Source organism: Candidatus Hydrogenedentota bacterium (assembly GCA_035450225.1).
Classification (GTDB): domain Bacteria; phylum Hydrogenedentota; class Hydrogenedentia; order Hydrogenedentales; family SLHB01; genus DSVR01.
In genome coordinates, this window is the sequence record DAOTMJ010000107.1 from 1 (window position 1) to 1,613 (window position 1,613).

The window sequence follows — 1,613 nt, forward strand, 5'->3', positions numbered from 1 at the left end:
CGCCCGCGCCGATCTGACGGGGGGCCGCGCCGTTGCGCCCGGTCAAGACGTCGGGTAGTGCGGCTTCTAGCTCGGCTCTAGCGTCCGTGCCTTTGGGCTTGTAATAGAACCGCAAAACGGTTTCAACAAGGCTGTGTCCGGTCAATGCCTTTAGCATCTCGATCTTCATTCCGGCGTTTAACGCCATTGTCACAAACGATGTTCGTAATGCGTGGAAGTCATAGCGGCTTGCGGATTTCAAACCAACCGCCCGCCGCGTCCGTGTGACCTCTCTAATTGCCGCGTTTATTCCCGTGCCGTTAGTTTCAGGGAGAAAGCGAACGCCCGCAACCTGCTCGGCCTCATGCAAAAGCCCTGAAATGCTGCCGCGTGAAATGCGCCAATCCTTTTGCATGTCGCGGTAAGATTGCCCAGCCGCGTGACGTTGCAAAAGGTCAAGCATCTTAGCCCGCTTGGTTTCGGTCATTTTCGCGCTCTGTACGGCTTGCAGCACTTGGGGGAGTATGCGGGCAAGGGGGACACGCTCCGGCGCGTCCTGTGCGGCCTGTGGCGCGTCCTGTGGCTTGGCAAACGCCAGCGCGAAAGCTTTCTTTATACGCCTCGACACGCCGCCGGGGTTTGTCCGCAATTCCCGCTCGGCTTCCGGGAACACAAAAGCCGCGCCCTCGACACGTTCCGCAAGCCTCGCTTCAAGCACTTCCCTAAAACGCGGCATGATGGGCAAATAAAGCTCGGCTTTCGTTTTGGACGTGGTCAGCTTCAACGCGCCGCCCCGCAGGTCAACGGAAGCCCAGCGCAGGCGGCACACGTCCCCGCGTCTTAAGCCTGTCGAAAGCCCGGCAACGATCAAATCAAACGCCGTGCGGTCGCCCGCCGCCGCCGCAAGCAAAGTTTCGATCTCGCCGGGGTTCAACGGCTCGCGGTTGTAAACGCGGTCGCCGTCGGTGGTCTCTACATCAACGCCCGTAAATGGGTTTTCAACGCCGTTAGGCAACGCCTGCCGCAACGCCCGCCCGATTACCGCCTTATGTTTGCGGATGCTTGCCGCCGTCCGTGTGCGCCCTTCCGTGTCCGGCTCGTATAGGCTGGCAACATAAGCTTGCGCAACTTCCGGCGTTACCTCCAGAACCGTGACCAGCCCGCGCCCAGAAGCCCAAGCCGTGAACTTTTCCACCGCTCCCCGCTTCCAAGTCTCGTGTTGTTGTGACCGCGCCCGCCTTTTTTTCCCGCCCGTGATTATGTCGGGCAAAGCCGCAAGCGGGGTTTCCTTCCACTTGCGCCCGGTTTTGCTTTCGATAAGTTGCGCGGTCAGGTGGTCGGCCCGGCCTTGTTGCCTCGCCTCGCTCTGATAGGCTTCGAGTTCTTTTTGCGCCCGCGCCCGGCTCGCCTCAAAAACGGTGTCCCCGGTCGCTTTCAGTGATCCGGGGAAGTGCTTGACGGGCAAGGGTTCGGTCAGCGCGATAACGCGCCGCTTGCCGTTGCCGTCCACATAAGAAGCGTACCAGTGCTTACGGAGTTCGCCGTCACGCCCGCGCCTGATTTCTAAGCCCATAACCCGCCCCCTTTTCCAGTGTTTGAAACAACTGGAGACAGTTTGCGCCGTATTGCGTCAA

1 protein-coding gene is annotated in these 1,613 nt (G+C 60.2%); it reads right to left on the reverse strand.

The window, feature by feature from the left end; all coding sequences use genetic code 11:
- A partial coding sequence (locus P5540_19905; protein HRT67079.1) for a tyrosine-type recombinase/integrase occupies positions 1 to 1,552 on the reverse strand: 1,552 nt, incomplete at its 3' end.
- Positions 1,553 to 1,613: the final 61 nt, after the last annotated feature.